The sequence below is a fragment of the Streptomyces sp. NBC_01241 genome (assembly GCF_041435435.1).
GTDB lineage: Bacteria > Actinomycetota > Actinomycetes > Streptomycetales > Streptomycetaceae > Streptomyces.
The window spans coordinates 797,699-813,939 of sequence record NZ_CP108494.1; the positions used below are offsets into that span (position 1 = coordinate 797,699).

Sequence of the window (16,241 nt, forward strand, 5' to 3'; positions counted from 1 at the left end):
CTCCCCAGGACAGGAACCCGCGATGACCGTCACCCCGCACCGGACCGGCCTTCGGCCCGACGCCCCCGCACCGCACCCCACTCACGAGGTCACCAACCAGGCCCCGCCCAGGAAGGATCTCGACGAGTACGGCACGAACCTGCCTCTCACGGAGGCCGTCCGGGCGTTCGGCGCGGCCTGGCACGAGAAGGAGCTGCACGAGATCGGCACCCTGGTCGGTTCCGAGCGGTTCCAGATCGACGCGGAGCTCGCCCACGCCTCCCCGCCCGTCCTGCGCACCCATGACCGTTACGGCAACCGCGTCGACGAGATCGACTTCCACCCCGCGTACCACGAGGTCATCGGCGCGGCGGTGAACCACGGCACGCACACCGCGGGCTGGGCCGACCCGAAGCCCGGAGCGGCGGTGGCGCGGGCGGCCTCCTTCATGCTGTTCGCCCAGATCGAACCAGGCCACGCCTGCCCGATGTCCATGTCGCATGCCGTGGTCCCGGTCCTGCAACGCGATCCGGACGTGGGGCGGGACTGGCTGCCGGGCCTGCTCAGCCGCTCGTACGACCCCCGGCTGATCGCCCCGGGCCGCAAGTCGGGGCTCACGTTCGGCATGGGGATGACGGAGAAGCAGGGCGGCTCCGACGTCCGCGCCAACACCACGCGGGCCGTCCCGCTGGCCTCCGGCCCCGAGGGCCGGGCCCATCTGCTGACCGGGCACAAGTGGTTCTTCTCGGCCCCGCAGTCGGACGCGTTCCTGGTCCTGGCCCAGGCCGAGGCCGGGCTCACCTGCTTCCTCGTGCCGCGTGTGCTGGCCGACGACACCCGTAACACCGTCCGTATCCAGCGGCTGAAGAACAAGCTCGGCAACAAGTCGAACGCCTCCTGCGAGGTGGAGTTCGACGGCACCTGGGCAGTACGGGTCGGCGAGCCCGGCCGCGGCGTCCCCACCATCATCGAGATGGTCAACCACACTCGGCTCGACTGTGTGCTCGGCACCACCGCGGGCATGCGCCAGTCGGTGTCCGAGGCGATCTGGCACGCGCACCACCGCAGCGCGTTCGGTGCCCGGCTGGTCGACCAGCCGGCCATGACGGCGGTCCTCGCCGATCTGGCACTGGAGACGGAGGCCGCGACCTGGACCGCGCTTCGCCTGGCCCATGCGTACGAGGCCGACAGCGGCGAGTCCGAGGCGATGTTCCGGCGGCTGGCCACCGCCGTGGCCAAGTACTGGATCTGCAAGCGCGGTCCGCACCACGCCTACGAGGCGCTGGAGTGCCTGGGCGGCAACGGCTACACCGAGGACTGGCCGCTGGCCCGGCGCTACCGCGAGCAGCCGGTGATGGCGGTGTGGGAGGGCTCCGGCAATGTCATCGCCCTCGATGTGCTGCGGGGCATCGCCAGGACCCCGCAGTCGCTGGACGCCTTCTGGGCCGAGCTGGAGACCACGTCCGGTGCGAGTTCCGTGCTGGACGCGCACATCCGCCGGGTGCGCCGGGAGCTGGCCGAGGACCTGCGCGACCCGCTCGCCGCGCAGACCCGCGCCCGGGCGACGGTCGAAGGCATGGCCCTGGCCCTGCAGTCCTCGCTGATGCTGCGTCATGCCCCCGCGGTAGCCGAGGCGTTCGTCGCCGCCCGGCTCGGTGAGGAGCGTGGCCACCAATACGGCATCCTGCCGCGCGGCACCGACGCCGCGTCGATCGTGGAGCGGCACTTCGGCCGGGCCGGCTGAGAGGGCCACCGCCGAAGCTCCCCGGTGTACGGCACGAGGGCGTGGGCCGGCCGCCGACGAGCAGTTCGGAGCCGGGAAGGTCGAGTGCGTAGCCGAGGGTGTGCCCGCGGATCCCGGCGGTCACGGGACGGGGCGCCGGCCCGTACGCGAGCGGGACGGCGGTCGCGACTCCGGCGGCGGCAGCACAGCAGCCGGCGCCGCCGTGGACAGCTCTTCCGCGAGCCGGCAGCCCTCGCGAGGAGCCGTCGGCGGACCGGTCTACGCGTTCGTCGCTCACCGGTGGATCGCCCCGGTCGTTTCCGTGAGCGGGCTGCCGGTGCCGCCCCAGCGCAGTGCGACGATCTCCGCCGCGATCGACACGGCCACTTCCTCGGGGGTGCGCGCGCCGAGGTCGAGACCGATGGGCGAGCGCAACCGGGCCAGTTCCGCTTCGCCGAGACCGGCCTCGCGCAACCGGGCCAGGCGGTCCTCGTGGGTCCGCCGGCTCCCCATCACCCCGATGTACGCGGCCGGGGTGCGCAGGGCCACCTCCAGCAACGGGACGTCGAACTTCGGGTCGTGGGTGAGTACGCACATCACGGTCCGTGCGTCGGTGTCCGTGTCGCGCAGATACCGGTGCGGCCAGTCGACGACCACCTCCGCACCGTCCGGGAAGCGGCGGGGGTCGGCGAAGGCGGGGCGGGCGTCACAGACGGTGACGCGGTAGCCGAGGAACGCGCCGATCCGGGCCACCGCCGCGGCGAAGTCGATCGCGCCGAAGACCAGCATCCGGGGCGGCGGGGCGAACGACTGGAGGAACACGCTGACATCGTCCTCGCGCCGTTCGCCGCCGGGGCCGTAGTGCCGCAAGCCGGTTGCGCCGCGGGCGAGTTCCCCTAGCGCGTCGGCGGTGACGGCGGCGTCGAGTCCGCTCGCGCCCAGCGAGCCGGAGACGGTGTCCGGCCCGACGGCGAGGGCGGCGCCACGCGGGGCCGGGCCGTCGGTCACGACGGCGGCCACCACTGGGCGGTGAGCTGCGACCGATGCGGCGAGTTCACCGAAGGAGACGTCGTACGCGGCCGTCACGGGGCGCACCAGGAGAGTGATCTCGCCGCCGCAGGTGAGACCGACGGCGAAGGCGTCCTCGTCGCTGTAGCCGAAGGTACGGAGCTGGGCATCGCCGGTCTCCATGACCTCCTTGGCCAGTTCGAAGACCGCACCCTCGACGCAGCCGCCGGAGACGCTGCCGACCACCTCGTCGTCCGGGCCGACGGCCATCGCCGCCCCGGGGCCGCGCGGCGCACTGCGGCTGACCGCGACGACGGTGGCGAGCCCGAACGGCGCCCCGGCGGCGTACCAGCGGCTGAGCGCCGGAAGAATCTCCCGCATCGGCCACCTCCGCCAGGGCCGGGATGTGTGCAGTCCTGCCCGCGCCCGCTGTGCCCTCATGGCCCGGCGGCCGGTGCGGTGCGAGGCTCAGGCCGTGGTGTCGGACCACGCGTACGGCGGTGTGACGGGCCCGGTAGCGGGTCCGGCCCCGACCGATTCCAATTCCTGGTCGGCGGCCTTCATCAGCTGCGCGGCGATGTCCTTCATTGCACGGCTCGCCGCGAGTTCGTCGCCGATGGCGGGGACGTCCACGTCCTGCGGGTTGCAGCGGGCGACCCCGTGTCCCACGAGCTTTTCGGAGCCGGTGTCCAGCACCGCCTCCGCCCTGGTCGTACCGTCCTCCTCGGACAGGCCCACCCGGACCTTCCATTCCAGCCTGCGAGTCATCGCGCACCTCCTGCGACCGCGCGCGGACTCGGTGCGCCGCCACGACGCGGTCCTGTGATCAGGATCCCCCCGCCCGGGCCCGTCCGCGCGTTCCGGACCGTCCTGCCGGGATCACGGCGCCGCTTCTCGTCCTGCGGGGCTCGTGGCGCCGAAATAGGATGCGGGAGTCACTTCCCCCGAGTGCGGAGCCGCCCATGAACCGGCGTCGTCCTCCCCGTGCGGCGAGCACCGGCGAACTGCTCACCACTCTGCAGCAGCTCACCTCACAGGCGCGCCAGGAGGTGGAGCTGCACCGGGCGCGGGTGGAACTGGCCGAGGCCTTGCAGCGCGAGATGCTCCCTTCGGCGCTGCCCGCCCTGCCGGGGCTGCAGACAGCTGCCCGGTACACGCCGGCCCGCAACGGGCTGGACATCGGTGGTGACTGGTACGACGGGTTCGTGCTGCCGGACGGCTCACTGGCGTTCGCCATCGGGGACGTTCAGGGCCATGACGTCGAGGCGGCCGCTTTCATGGGCCAGATCCGCATCGCCATGCGGGCGATAGCCGCCACCGCCACGGATCCCGGCGAGGTCGTGGGCCGGACCAATGATCTGCTGCTCTCGGTGGACTCGGGCCTCTTCGCGACCTGCACCTTTGCCCGCCTCGACCCGGTCACCCAGGAGCTCCGCAGTGCCCGCGCCGGGCATGTAGCCGCTGTCTGGGCCACCACGGACGGGCGCTGCGGTGTCACCGACGACGAGGGCGGTCTGCCCCTGGGGGTCCGGGCGGGCGAGCGCTATCCGGTCACCCGACGGCGCCTGACGAGCCCCGGTGCGTTCGTCCTGGTCACCGACGGGGTGATCGAGGGTCCTTCGTTCCCGATCGACGAGGGACTGGACGCGGTGACGCGGCTGGTGGTCTCCCGGGTGGCCGCCGACGCCGACGAGCTGGCCGACGCGGTGCTGCGCGCGGCGGCGAGGACCGGGCACCAGGACGACGCGGCCGTTCTCGTCCTGCGCCACGGGGCGGCTCCCGGCGGGAACTGACGCCCGGGTCCAGGGTGAGCGTGTCAGACAGCCGCCACCCGTCCGGGTCGGTGTCTGATGAGATGTGTGATCCGCAGCAAGGTGTCGAGCAGCGAGAGAACGATAGCCACGGCCTCGGCCGTACTGCGCGTCCTGGCCGTCGCCGCCGCCTACTACCTGGCCGGTGGGCTCGGTCTGATCCGCGGGGTGTCCGTCCACGGCGCGGTCGTCACCCCGCTCTGGCCGCCCACGGGCATCGCGCTGGGTGCCCTGCTCTTCCTGGGACTGCGCGCCTGGCCCGGTATCGCGCTGGGCTCCCTGTCCGTCGTCGCCACGCTCAGCGACTCGGTCTCGCTGTTCACCGTCGTCGTAGTGGCGGGCAACACCCTGGCTCCCGTCTGCTCGTACCTGATACTGCGGGGGGCCGGTTTCCGCGGGGAGCTGGACCGGCTGCGCGACGGCGTCGTGCTGGTGTTCCTCGGCGCGCTGGCGGGCATGGTCATCAGCGCGACCGTGGGCACGTGCATGCTCGTGGTGGACGACAATCTGCCGCCGAGCGGTTTCTGGCCGGTCTGGACGGCATGGTGGTCGGGGGACGCGATGGGTGTGCTCGTGGTCACCCCGCTGCTGCTCGTGCTCCGCAGCGTGCGGATGCCGCGGGCCACGGACCGGTGGATCGAGGCGAGCGCGCTGGCGGTGGCCTCCGTGGCTGTCTCCCTGGTGGCAACCAGGACCTCGCTGGCGATGATCTACCTGGTGTTCCCGCTGATCATCTGGGCGGCTCTGCGCTTTCGGCTGGCAGGAAGCGCGCCGTGCGCCTTTCTGGTGTCGGTCACGGCGGTCGTCGCGGGAACGCAGGGCGTGGGGCCGTTCGAGGGTCACAGCATCCTTCACGTGATGGTGAATCTCGCCGTGTTCAACGGTTCGGTGGCCCTGACCGCGCTGGTGCTCGCGGCCGTCGTCACCGAGCAGAGCAACATCCGCCTCAGAATCCAGCGTGCCTGCGAGGAGCTGGCCGAGGTGGTGGAGCGACTGGCGCCCGGACGGTCCCCGGGCGGCCGGCCGGCCCGGCCCGACGACGAGCCCGACGGCCTCTGACCTCGATCCCACGGACGGCCGGGCCACGGCCGCCGCGGGAGGCGGGGCGGTTCACCGCCGGAAGTGGCGTGCCAGGAAGTCGTTGCGGAACATGCCCTCCGGGTCGAACCGGGCCGTCAGCCGCTCAAAATCGGCGTACTTCCCGTACAGCGCGCGCAGGCTCTCGGGGGCGGTCGTGAACACCTTGCCCCAGTGCGGTCGCGCGCCGAACGGTGCCAGGGCCTCCTCGATCGCCCCGAGCACGGGGGTGACGGCGGCGGTGTCCGGTGCCCAGGTGAAGTGGAAGGCCACCGAGTCCCGGCCGGACGCCGGGCTCAGCCACAGCTCGTCGCGGGCGACGGTACGGATCTCGGAGATCTGCAGCAGCGGCGCGATCCGGTCCCGGAGCCGGGCCAGTGCCTCGTACGCCGCGGCCGCGTCCCGCCGTGCCACGAAGTACTCCGACTGCAGCTCGTCCCCGCTGCTCGGGGTGAACTCCGGGCGGAAGTGCGGAAGCCGGCGGTGCCACGGTCCGGCGACGCCCTGCTGACGGGTGCAGTTCTCGGCCGGCATACCGGCGATCGGATGGCGGGGGCCGTCCGCGAGCCGCGCGCCGAGCCACTCCCCGGGCGCCCTCCGTGGCCCCTCGGGGCCCACCCGTTGCTTGAGCCACACCTGGTTGAGCGGCCCCGCACGCCAGTCGGTGAAGACACTCACGCTGTACGCGGCCGCCATCACCTCGTCGAACCCGTCGGTGAACCGGGACTCCGGCAGCTCCTCGTAGACCCACTGCTGTACGTCGAAGGCGGGCACCAGGTCCAGCGTCAGCGCGGTCACCACGCCCAGCGCGCCCAGCGCGACCACCGCTCCGGGAAAGTCCGCGTCACCGCGCCCCAGTGACACGGTCCGGCCGTCGGCCGTGACCATCTCCAGCGCCCGGACGGCGCCCGCTATGGAACTGTTACCGAGCCCCGAGCCGTGCGTTCCGGTGGCGCAGGCCCCGGCGACCGAAATGTGCGGCAGCGAACCCAGGTTGTGCAGGGCGTACCCGTTCTCGTGCAGTACGCCGGCGAACTCCCCGAAGCGCAGCCCCGCGGCGACGGTGACCGCTCCGGCCTTCGGGTCGATCTCGATCCTGCGGGGCAGCCCCGCCAGGGACACCAGCTCACCCCGGGTATCGGCGACGGTGTTGAAGGAATGCCGGGTCCCGAGCGCGTGCACCGCGGTCGCGGCGGACACCGTTTCCCGCAGCTCGGCCTCGGAGCGGGGGGTGCTCAGCCGCCGTGCTCCGAAGGTGATGTTTCCGGCCCAGTTCTTCTCCACGGGAGTCACCGCACGTCCCCACTCTCGTTCCTGGCCGGGTGACCTGATCCCGACGGTGCATCCTCCCAGACGAGCCTGTTGCTGCAACCATGCGACTGGACCTACATGTCCGCACACCGTCCGATTCCAGCACCCTCCAAATGCGAACAGTCACCCACAGACCCAGCGATCCGGCGCGGAACGGGATGAGTTCAGAGTCAGTGCGCATGTCTGAACTTCACTGGAACTCCAGCGAAATGGCACGTGTGTGGATATCGTGCACCGAGCGCGGGCGCATCCGTCAGTCCATGGGATCGGCGGATGCGTCCTGTTTGTGGCGATGCAACTGTGACTGGGGGGTTCATGGGGCATGTCGAGCTACCCGATTCGGACAGATCAGGACCCGTGGGACTGGCGGGGGCGCCGCGTCCACGGACTGCTTCAAATCGGCCTCGCGGCAAAGAACTTGACGATGCATGGAGGGCGCCTGCAGGACAACGCGAACGTTCGGGGCCGGCTGCGGCCAGAAGACGGTCGGGCCGGCGCCTGCAGGTCGTCATCGGCGTCGAACTGCTCGGCCTGGGGATTCCGGCATGGCTCGTCCTGTGGGCGGGCGGCCAGCCGCGGCCCGGGGTCGCCGCGGCGGTGGCCGCGCTGGCGTGGTCGGGTGTACGGGCCGTGCGCGGCCGGTACACGGGCCGGTCTCCGGGCGATCCGCCGGGGGTGCTGACCACGGCCGGCGACTGGCTGCTCCTCATCGGCGTGCTCGCCGTGCTGCGGACCATGACCGGTGACGCGGTCGATCCCGTGACGGCGGTCGTGGCACTGCTGCCCGGTCTGCCGGCGGGCCTGGCTGCTTGGGGGGTACGGCGGTTGCGGCGGCATCGGACGGTGCGGCGGGTACTGGTGGTCGGTGAGGCTTCGAGGGTGGAACGAGCGGTGCGGCTGCTGGGTTCCCGCGCGGATCATCCGTACCGGGTCGTGGCCGCCGTACCGGTGGGGACCGCGCCGCTGGAGTGCGAGGTCCAGGTGCCGGGCCGGCTCGCACCGGCACCGGCCGACGACGACGCGTCGACGGTGCTGGGCGGCGCCTTCGCCCATGATGCCGACCTGGCTCTGGTGGTGCCCGGGCCGCAGCTCTCCGAGGAGCGGCTTCGCCGGCTCTCCTGGGGACTGCACGACGGCGGGCTTCCGCTCTCCGTGCTGTCGGAGCTCTCGGGCATAGCGGCCGGCCGGATACGGCCGGCCGCCGCCGCCGGGCTGACCCTGCTGCACGTCGCACCGCCGGTGCGCCGGGGACCGCAGATGATCCTGAAGGCCATGGTGGACCGCATCGGCGCCGCGCTCGGCCTGCTGGTCCTGGCGCCTCTGCTGCTCCTGATCGGGGCGGCGGTGCGGCTCGGCTCCGACGGGCCGGCGCTCCACCGTCAGATCCGCCACGGGCAGCACAGCCGGCCGTTCACGATGTGGAAGTTCCGGACGATGGTGGTCGATGCCGAGAGGCACAAGCAGCAGCTCATCACGGCGAACGAGAAAGACGGCCCGATGTTCAAGATGCGCCGCGACCCCCGGGTGACCGGAATCGGCCGTCTGCTGCGCCGGACGTCTCTGGACGAGCTGCCGCAACTGCTCAATGTGCTCCGGGGCGACATGTCACTGGTCGGTCCACGGCCTCCCCTGCCGGAGGAGGTGTCCCGCTACGACGAACGGGAGCTGAGGAGGCTCGCCGTCAAACCCGGGCTGACCGGCCTGTGGCAGGTCAGCGGACGTTCGGACCTGTCCTGGCAGGAGACCGTCTCGCTCGACCTGTGGTACGTCGACAACTGGTCGGTGGCCACGGACATGGGACTCATGGCCCGTACGCTGCGCGCCGTCACCGACGGCCGCGGGGCGTACTGAGAGCGGCGGCCGTCGATGCGAGGAGTGCGGGACAACCGGCCGTTCGGGGCCGGTGGGACGGGCGGCCGTCGCATTGCGGCGGCCGGCCCGTGCCGGTGGACCGGTCGGCTCCGCTCAGACCTGTGCGGTCCGCCGCTCCAGCCACCACGCATACGTGCGGGCGATCCCGTCGCGCAGCGGGATGCGCGGTGCGAAGCCGAGGGCCGTGAGCCGGGAGATGTCGAGCAGCTTGCGCGGGGTGCCGTCGGGCTTCGACGTGTCCCACGCGATGGAACCCTGATAGCACGTCACATTCTTTACGGTTTCGGCGAGTTCGCGGATCGTCAGGTCCTGGCCGCAGCCGATGTTGACGGGTTCGTCGCCGTCGTAGCGCTCCAGCAGCAGGAGGCACGCGTCGGCCAGATCGTCGACGTGCAGGAATTCGCGGCGCGGGCTGCCGGAGCCCCACAGCGTGACCGTGGGCGAGCCGTCCCGCCACGCCTCGTGGAAGCGACGGATCAGCGCGGGCAGTACGTGCGAGGTCTCCAGGTCGAAGTTGTCGCCCGGACCGTAGAGGTTGGTGGGCATGGCGCTGATGTACGCGGCGCCGAACTGCCGGCGGTAGGACCGGACCTGCACGATTCCGGCGATCTTGGCCAGTGCGTACGCCTCGTTGGTCGGCTCCAACGGGCCGGTGAGCAGGGCACTTTCCGGGATCGGCTGCGGGGCGTTCCGGGGGTAGATGCAGGACGAGCCGAGAAAGAGCAGCCGCTCGACCCCGGCGCAGTGCGCTCCGGCGACGACGCTCAGCTGGATGCGCAGATTGTCCTCCAGGAACTGCACCGGATACGTGCTGTTGGCCATGATCCCGCCGACCTTGGCGGCGGCCAGCACCACGGCGTCCGGACGGGTCTCGCGGAGGAATGTCTCGGTCCGCGCGGCGTCGCGCAGATCGAGGTGGTCGCGATCGCGGGTGATCACCTCGTGTCCGGCAGCGGTGAGGCGGCGTACCACCGCCGAGCCGACCAGGCCGCGGTGGCCCGCGACGAATATGCGGGCACCGGGCCGTAGGAGGGGGCGGACGGATTCCTGGGGAGGGCCGGGGAGATCAGTCGTCATGGCTCGGATTGTGCCAGCAGCGACGGACCAGGGTGACGTTTTGCCGTAGATCGCTCAATTGCGAAATTTCGGTGCGAAGCAATTTCGGTGTGAACCAACAGCCTTTCAGGCGAACACAGAGGGGGTAGTCGTGGCGAAGACCGCGCTCATCACCGGCGTGACCGGACAGGACGGTTCGTACCTGTCCGAGCTGCTGCTCGACAAGGGGTACACGGTCCATGGACTGATACGCCGCTCGTCGAGCTTCAACACCGAGCGGATCGACCACATCTACCAGGGACCGGAGGAGGACGACCGTTCTTTCGTCCTGCACCACGCCGACCTCGCCGACGGGGTCGCTCTGGTGAATCTGCTGCGCGACATCCGGCCGGACGAGGTCTACAACCTGGGTGCGCAGTCGCATGTCCGCGTGTCGTTCGACGCCCCGCTGTACACCGGTGACATCACCGGTCTCGGAACCATCCGGCTGCTGGAGGCCGTCCGCGCGAGCGGTATCGACACCCGGATCTATCAGGCGTCGTCGTCGGAGATGTTCGGCGCGACACCGCCGCCGCAGAACGAGAAGACGCCGTTCCACCCGCGGAGCCCGTACAGCGTCGCCAAGGTGTATTCGTACTGGGCGACCGTCAACTACCGTGAGGCGTACGGGATGTTCGCGGTGAACGGGATTCTCTTCAACCACGAGTCCCCGCGCCGCGGCGAGACCTTCGTGACCCGGAAGATCACCCGTGGGGTGGCCAGGATCAAGGCGGGTCTGCAGACCCATCTCCATCTGGGCAATCTCGACGCCGTGCGCGACTGGGGGTACGCCCCCGAGTACGTCGACGCGATGTGGCGGATGCTGCAGCGCGACAGCCCGGACGACTACGTGGTGGCCACCGGCGAGGGCGTCAGCGTCCGGCAGTTCCTGGAGTACGCCTTCGCCCACGCGGGGCTGGACTGGCGGGAGCACGTCCGCTACGACGCCAAGTACGAGCGTCCCAGCGAGGTCGACGCGCTGATCGGTGACGCCGCCAAGGCCGAGGAACTGCTCGGCTGGAAGCCGGCGGTGAAGTCGCAGGAGCTCGCCAGGATCATGGTCGAGGCGGACATCCGCCAGCTCTCCGACCAACTCGCCGGAACAGCCGTGCGGGTGGACCGATGAGACATCCGTACCTGTCCGACGGCCGGACCGGCACACCGGCCGGTCCTGCGGACACCCACAACACCCGGCAGCCGCTTCCGGTGGCCCCGCCGGGGAGCGACCCGGGCGCGATCCCCGCCTCCACCGGCTGCCCGGTGGAGGCGAGCACGTCCGCACTGGTCCGGGCCCCCGGCCCGGTCCGCCCACTCGTCCCGGCCGGCAGCGGACCGGACCGTCCCCGCCGCCGGCCGGACGAGGCAGAAACCGCGGTCCCAGGGCCGCAGCTCGTTCTCACCTTCGGAGCTGAATGATGAACGGAAGTACGGGGCGCAGACCCGCCGGACGCAGAAGGGCACGGGCTACGGCCGCTGCGCTCTGCCTGCTCGCCGGAACCCTGACCGCCGCCGCGTCCGGGGGCTCCCCCGCCGCGGCCCTCACCCCGCCGGTCTCGCTGACCGCGGACAATCTCACCACCTGGCAGACCAACGGCATCGTCTGGTCGATGGCTGCCTCGGACGCCGGTGTCGTCTACACCGGCGGCACCTTCTCCACCGTCCGGCCACCGGGCGCGCCCGCCGGCACCTCCGAACAGCCCGCGGTGAACTTCGCCGCGTTCGACGCGGCGACGGGTGCGCCGACGGGGTGCACGCTGTCGTTCACGCTCTCCTCGGGTACGGCGACGGTACGGACCCTGGCGCTCTCGCCCGACCAGAAGACCCTGTACGTCGGTGGGCAGTTCGGGGCGGTGAGCGGGGTCGGGGTGAGCAATATCGCCGCGATCGACACCGCGACCTGCACCCCGCGCCAGGACTTCAAGTTCTCCGTCTCCGCGACCGTACGGGCCCTGGCCGTCACCGCCGACACCGTCTACCTGGGCGGTGACTTCAACACCGTGGCGGGACAGACCCGGAACAAGTTCGCCGCGGTCACCACCGCCGGCGCGCTGAAGCCGTGGACGGCCAACGCGGACGAGATCGGCCGGGCCGTCGAGCTGACGCCCGACGGCAAGAACGTGCTGCTCGGCGGAAACTTCTTCACCGTCAACGGCACCACCTCGCACGCGCTGGCCGTGGTGGACGCCACGACCGGGGCCGTGGCCAAGAGCTATCCGGCGGGATTCATCCCGAACACGTCCACGGTGCAGGACATCACCACCGATGCCACCGGCTTCTACACCGCCAACGAGGGCACCGGAGGCGGTGTCTTCGACGGCCGCATCGCGCTGAACCTCAGCGATTTCGAGCAGCGCTGGCGGGACACCTGCCTGGGCGCCACCCAGGCCGTCCTCGTACACAACGGCGTTCTGTACAGCGGCAGTCACGCGCACGACTGCGCCAGCATGGGTGAGTTCCCCGACCAGCCGCGCAAGCATCTGCTGGCCCAGTCCGTCGACGATCCGAAGCTGCTCCCCTGGTTCCCGGACACCAACGACGGCATCGGGGAGCCGGTCGGACCGCGGGTGATGACGCAGACCGACAAGGGCGGTCATCACTATCTGTGGGTGGGCGGCGAGTTCACCACCGTCAACGGCTCCGCACAGCAGGGCCTCACCCGGTTCGCCGACGGCCCGGACACCGGGGCGCCGTGGGTGCCGAACGTCAGCCTGTCCACCGTTGCCGCGGGCGAGGTCGAGGTCAACTGGCAGACGAGCTTCGACGCCGACGACGGTGAGCTCACCTACCGGATCTACAAGGACGGTGCGAGCACCCCGGTGTACACCACGACGGGCTACTCGCTGTTCTGGGACCGGCCACAGCTGAGGTGGACCGATACGGACGTGTCCGCGGGTGAGACCCACTCGTACCGGATCAGTGCGAGCGACGGCACCAACACCAGTGCCAAGTCGCCCGCCCTGTCCGCCACCGTGGCATCAACGGCCGAGAAGTACCCCGCCAAGGTGCTGGCGGACGGTGCTTCGCTGTACTGGCGGTACGACGAGGGCACCTCGACCTTCGCCGGAGACACCAGCAGTGGGCTGGACAACGGATTCCTGCGCAACTCCCCCGCCTACCGGCAGACGCCGGCCGCCGTGGCGGGTGGCTCGACCGCGATCGGCTTCAACGGATCGAACCAGTACGCGTACAGCAACAGGCGTCATGCGCAGCCCACCAGGTTCTCGGTGGAGACCTGGATCAAGACGACGACCACCAAGGGAGGGAAGATCATCGGCTTCGGCAACGTGACCATGCAGAACAGCAACCAGTACGACAAGCATGTGTACATGAGCAATGACGGGCGGCTGATCTTCGGGGTCTACAGCGGCGGTACCAGGACCATCACCACGCCCGCTGCCTACAACGACGGTACCTGGCACCATGTCGTCGCCACACAGGGCACCGGCGGCATGGCGCTGTACGTGGACGGGCAGCTGCGTGCCTCGAACGCCCTGTACACCGGCAACGAGAACTACAGCGGCTACTGGAGGGTGGGCGGGGACAACCTGAACAGCTGGCCGAACCAGCCGACGAGCAGCTTCTTCGCCGGGCAGATCGACGAGACCGCCGTCTACCCGACCGCGCTGAGCAGCGCGCAGGTCAGTGCCCATTACGCGCTGAGGACGGGTGGATGAGGTATCCGTTCCCGGCCGGCGCCGCCGTCGTCGTAATGACGGCGGCGCTGGCCGCCTGCGGCTCGTCCTTTGACGGGCACAACGCGGCGGGCGATGGAAGGGCATCGGCCACCCGGGCCCCTGTCACGGCCCCTTCGGCGGGTCCCGGCGCCACCGCGTCCAACGGCGCCCCGGCACAGCGGACGAGCGAACCACCGAAGCTGCCCACCGATGAACTCACCCCGGCCACCGGCTCCTTCGACAAGAAGCAGAAGAAGTATCTGGTCGGCCGTGTGCCCAAGGGCATGGACCCGGCTGCCGTGCTCCAGACCGGTCAGGAGACCTGCGACAAGCTGACGTACCTCGTGAAGGTCGACCGGGACACGGCGGTCGGCGCGATCGTGACAGGTGAGATCGCCGATGCGAAACCCGCCGTCGAGCACCTCTGCACCCAGCACGCAGAGCTGGTGCAGGAGGCCTCGCGGGGGTACGCGGACGGCACCTACAAGGACGAGCAGATCCGGCCCGGCAAGTACCACGACGTCACTCCCACCGAGAACTGCACCTGGCAGATCACCGGGGCGAACGGCAAGAACCTGGTGTCGGGCTCCTCCGCCGCCGGGAAACGGGCCGTGATCACCCTCCCCGACGCGGCCCGCGCCTTCACCTCCACAGGCTGCTACGCCTGGCTGCCCGAAGGAGAGCATAAATGAGCAAGCTGCCGATAGCCGTGGCGATCCCCACGAAGAACGAGGGGCTCAACATCGCCGAGGCGGTGAAGTCGGTGCTCGGCCACTTCGAGGCGGTCGTCGTCGTCGACTCGCACAGTACGGACGACACGGCGAAGATCGCCGAGGAGTGCGGGGCCGAGGTGATCGCGTACACCTGGGACGGCGGTCATCCGCGTAAGAAGCAGTGGTGCCTCGACCACGTCCGCACGGATCTGGACTGGATTCTGCTGCTCGACGGGGACGAGCGACTGAGCCCCGGACTGCTGGCCGAACTGCGCCGGATCTTCGCCGATCCCGGCGCGCCAAGACCTGCCGCGTACGACATACCACTGGGCTACTGGTTCTCCGGGAAGCGGCTCCGGCACGGCTACACCATCCGCAAGCGGTCACTGACCGACCGCACCCGCTGCCGGTACCCGGAGGTCGGGGATCTGGACGCACCGGGCATCGGCGAGGTCGAGGGGCACTACCAGCCGGTCGCCGAGTCGGCGGCCCCGCTCCGCAATCCGATCGAGCACCAGGATCTCGACCCGGTGACGGCCTGGTTCGAGCGGCACAACCGGTACTCGGACTGGGAGGCGTGGCTGGAGCACCACCCCGAGGTCAAGGAGCAGGTGCGGAGGGTGAAGTCGCGCCAGGGGCAGCTGTTCCACAAGGCGCCCTTCAAGCCCCTGGTGTCGTTCGCGTACATGTATGTGTACCGGCGGGGATTCCTCGACGGGCGGGCGGGCTTCGACTTCGCGCTGGCGATGAGCTTCTACCGCTGGCAGATCGCGCTCAAGTCCCGTGAGCGGAAGCCCGTTTGACTCAGCGCGCCTTCCGGCGGACCACGTCCTCGTAGGTCCGCCGGAGGGTCCGGGTCACGGCCTCGATGGTGAAGTCCTTGTTGACCAGGTCCCAAGCCGCTTTCCCCGCAAGGTCGTTGGCTGCGGGTTCGAGGAGTTCCAGAATCGCCCCGGCCACCTTGAGCGCGTTCTTCCCGTCCTCGCCGACCCGGCTGTCGATCACCCGGCCGGCCCCGGCCCGCGCGACATCGTCCGCGAGGCCACTGGTGCGGGTGATGACCACGGGGGTGCCGACGGACATCGCTTCGAGGACGGAGACGGCGAGGGGTTCCTCGATCGACGGCAGTACGTACACATCGGCCTGCCGGTCCGCGGCCAGAACCTCTTCGTGGCCGAGCGGTCCCCTGTGGTGGAGGGCATCCATCACCCCCAGTTCGCGGGCGAGTTCGAGAGTCGCCAGCAGCGCTCCGGTATCGGGTCCGGCGAGCACGAACCGGGCGTCCGGGTGCTCGGCCAGGACCGTCGGAATCGCGGCGACGAAGTCCTGCGGACGCTTGCGCTCCTGGATCCGGCCCAGGAAGAGGACCGTCGGCGGCCGCCCCGGCGCGCGGGCGGGCTTCGGCTTCTGCGGCCGTACACCGTTGACCAGCCGTACGGTGCGGGTCAACGGCACCGGCGCGGCAACGGCGTTCACATCGAGGCGTTCCATCTCGGTCAGATGCAGCACGGCGTCGGCTTCGCGCAGCACCTTGCGTACGCCCAGCAGATCGGTCAGCTGGGCGACCCGCTTCTCGGTCGGGTCCACCATGCCGTGGGTCTGGACGACCAGGGGCGTGCGGGAGGCCAGCGCGAGCAGCGCGACGGGGAGCGTCACCAGGTCGCGCATCAGATGGACATGGACGAGATCGGCGCCGCGCATCATGCGCCGGGCGGCGAGCAGGAGAGCACCGGAGGTGATTCCGCTGACCTCGAACACGGGAAGCAGATGACGGGCGCGGAAGAGAAGGACCGGGACTCCCTCGACCTCCCGCGGCAACCGCCCCTCGAAGCCGTCGCCCAGTGCCATGATGCGGGCGTCATCGCCGCCGGCCCGCTGGACCTTCGCCAGATTGAGCGCCACCCTTGTCGGACCGCCGAACGCGTGGTCCGGAGTGTGCAGTGTGACGACGTGCAGAATCTTCACCAGAGTTCCCCTC

General features: G+C 70.5%; 14 protein-coding genes and 1 pseudogene. 9 read left to right on the forward strand and 6 right to left on the reverse strand.

What is annotated here, in order from left to right; translation table 11 throughout:
* Positions 1-22 precede the first annotated feature (22 nt).
* Positions 23-1,723, forward strand: a complete 1,701-nt coding sequence (locus tag OG306_RS03020) for an acyl-CoA dehydrogenase family protein (protein ID WP_266907438.1) — start codon at positions 23-25, stop codon at positions 1,721-1,723.
* Between the two features lie 61 nt (positions 1,724-1,784).
* Here OG306_RS03020 and OG306_RS03025 read toward each other — a convergent pair.
* The 3 genes and pseudogenes from OG306_RS03025 to OG306_RS03035 all read right to left on the reverse strand — a co-directional run.
* Positions 1,785-2,000 (reverse strand): annotated as a pseudogene (locus OG306_RS03025) (DUF6629 family protein); the annotation flags it as partial.
* Positions 1,997-3,091, reverse strand: coding sequence for an XdhC family protein (locus OG306_RS03030; RefSeq protein ID WP_266907436.1), 1,095 nt, complete (start codon positions 3,089-3,091; stop codon positions 1,997-1,999). The pseudogene OG306_RS03025 and the gene OG306_RS03030, both read right to left, overlap by 4 nt.
* An 87-nt stretch (positions 3,092-3,178) precedes the next feature.
* Entirely contained in the window at positions 3,179-3,478 is a 300-nt protein-coding gene (locus tag OG306_RS03035; protein WP_266744496.1) for a DUF1876 domain-containing protein, read from the reverse strand.
* Positions 3,479-3,672: 194 nt separating this feature from the next.
* On the opposite strand from OG306_RS03035, the gene OG306_RS03040 reads away from it, so the two are divergent.
* Complete coding sequence (locus OG306_RS03040) at positions 3,673-4,503, forward strand: PP2C family protein-serine/threonine phosphatase (protein ID WP_266907434.1); 831 nt, start codon at positions 3,673-3,675, stop codon at positions 4,501-4,503.
* Between the two features lie 81 nt (positions 4,504-4,584).
* Positions 4,585-5,580: an MASE1 domain-containing protein gene (locus OG306_RS03045; protein ID WP_371666208.1), complete on the forward strand. Its 996-nt coding sequence runs from the start codon at positions 4,585-4,587 to the stop codon at positions 5,578-5,580.
* Between the two features lie 51 nt (positions 5,581-5,631).
* Here OG306_RS03045 and OG306_RS03050 read toward each other — a convergent pair whose 3' ends face one another.
* Positions 5,632-6,891, reverse strand: a complete 1,260-nt coding sequence (locus tag OG306_RS03050; protein WP_266744499.1) for an FAD-binding protein — start codon at positions 6,889-6,891, stop codon at positions 5,632-5,634.
* 375 nt (positions 6,892-7,266) lie between these two features.
* Between OG306_RS03050 and OG306_RS03055 the strand changes: the two genes are divergently transcribed.
* Positions 7,267-8,760, forward strand: coding sequence for an exopolysaccharide biosynthesis polyprenyl glycosylphosphotransferase (locus tag OG306_RS03055; RefSeq protein ID WP_406735480.1), 1,494 nt, complete (start codon positions 7,267-7,269; stop codon positions 8,758-8,760).
* A gap of 114 nt (positions 8,761-8,874) precedes the next feature.
* Here the strand turns inward: OG306_RS03055 and OG306_RS03060 are convergent, their stop codons facing one another.
* Positions 8,875-9,858 (reverse strand): GDP-L-fucose synthase family protein, encoded by a 984-nt coding sequence (locus OG306_RS03060; RefSeq protein WP_371665098.1) that lies wholly within the window; start codon positions 9,856-9,858, stop codon positions 8,875-8,877.
* 130 nt (positions 9,859-9,988) lie between these two features.
* On the opposite strand from OG306_RS03060, the gene gmd reads away from it, so the two are divergent.
* Genes gmd through OG306_RS03085 form a run of 5 tightly spaced genes read left to right on the forward strand, consistent with a single transcriptional unit; the run spans position 9,989 to position 15,066 of the window.
* The gene (gene gmd / locus OG306_RS03065) at positions 9,989-11,002 is read left to right on the forward strand and encodes a GDP-mannose 4,6-dehydratase (protein WP_266744502.1); all 1,014 of its coding nucleotides are present in this window, start codon (positions 9,989-9,991) and stop codon (positions 11,000-11,002) included.
* Positions 10,999-11,292, forward strand: a complete 294-nt coding sequence (locus OG306_RS03070; RefSeq protein WP_266744503.1) for a hypothetical protein — start codon at positions 10,999-11,001, stop codon at positions 11,290-11,292. Before gmd ends, OG306_RS03070 begins: the two co-directional genes overlap by 4 nt.
* On the forward strand, positions 11,289-13,550 hold the full coding sequence (locus OG306_RS03075; protein WP_266907430.1) for a LamG domain-containing protein: 2,262 nt from the start codon (positions 11,289-11,291) through the stop codon (positions 13,548-13,550). Before OG306_RS03070 ends, OG306_RS03075 begins: the two co-directional genes overlap by 4 nt.
* The gene (locus OG306_RS03080; RefSeq protein ID WP_266907428.1) at positions 13,547-14,242 is read left to right on the forward strand and encodes a hypothetical protein; all 696 of its coding nucleotides are present in this window, start codon (positions 13,547-13,549) and stop codon (positions 14,240-14,242) included. Before OG306_RS03075 ends, OG306_RS03080 begins: the two co-directional genes overlap by 4 nt.
* A complete protein-coding gene (locus OG306_RS03085; protein ID WP_266744506.1) occupies positions 14,239-15,066 on the forward strand; it encodes a glycosyltransferase family 2 protein in 828 nt (275 codons plus the stop codon). Before OG306_RS03080 ends, OG306_RS03085 begins: the two co-directional genes overlap by 4 nt.
* Position 15,067: 1 nt before the next feature.
* On the opposite strand, the gene OG306_RS03090 is transcribed toward OG306_RS03085, so the two are convergent.
* Complete coding sequence (locus tag OG306_RS03090; protein WP_371665099.1) at positions 15,068-16,228, reverse strand: glycosyltransferase; 1,161 nt, start codon at positions 16,226-16,228, stop codon at positions 15,068-15,070.
* Positions 16,229-16,241 lie beyond the last annotated feature (13 nt).